Genomic DNA, 573 nt, shown 5'->3' on the forward strand with positions numbered 1-573 from the left:
GATCGCTATCTACCCTCGCCAAAAGCGTTCTTAATCGTGCCAATGGTTGGTGCGTTCTTTGTCGATATCGTCAATGCGACGGTATTGCAGATATTTACCAAGTTGCCGTTTATGTGATTTTTGTTTTTAAATCAGACTAAATTGATTTAAAAAAGGCTGGGCTACATTATCGTAACCCAGCCTTTTTTGTTGTCTATGAATATTTCATATAATGGTTTGCTTGGCTTAAATTAGACTATTACGTGGTGTTATGAGAGTAAGAAAACTCCAAATAAACTTATCAAATTATTGAAAGGAAATTAAGAAATACTATTAGATAGTAAGAGATTATATGATCGGAGAGTTTGATTCATATATCAATAATTTGCCTTCCAAGTTCTTGTTCGATTTCGTGATGGACTTGATAGGCTCTAAAATATATAAGCAAGCCATCGATGATACTAAAACTTGGCTATACGATATTTTTATGGCTATATTGGATGGTCGCCATGCATTGGAAAATAATTATTTTGATGATGTTCCAATAGGCTCACTGCTTATACTTTCCAAAGAGAACGTATGGAGCTAGAGTTC

Annotated in this window: 2 protein-coding genes; both read left to right on the top strand. The window is 34.4% G+C overall.

Annotated elements, in window-relative coordinates; genetic code table 11:
* On the top strand, positions 1-117 hold a 117-nt coding region (locus tag ACS8FC_RS19570; RefSeq protein ID WP_439298013.1), incomplete at its 5' end, for a hypothetical protein.
* A 214-nt stretch (positions 118-331) separates the two neighbouring features.
* Positions 332-568, top strand: coding sequence for a DUF2164 family protein (locus tag ACS8FC_RS19575; protein ID WP_439298012.1), 237 nt, complete (start codon positions 332-334; stop codon positions 566-568).
* The last annotated feature ends 5 nt before the right edge of the window (positions 569-573 follow it).

Source organism: Psychrobacter sp. 1Y4, from assembly GCF_051847555.1.

Excerpts from the sequence above, each read along its gene's own strand:
- ACS8FC_RS19575 (WP_439298012.1), top strand. The coding sequence starts at position 332 with ATGATCGGAGAGTTTGATTCATATATCAATAATTTGCCTTCCAAGTTC.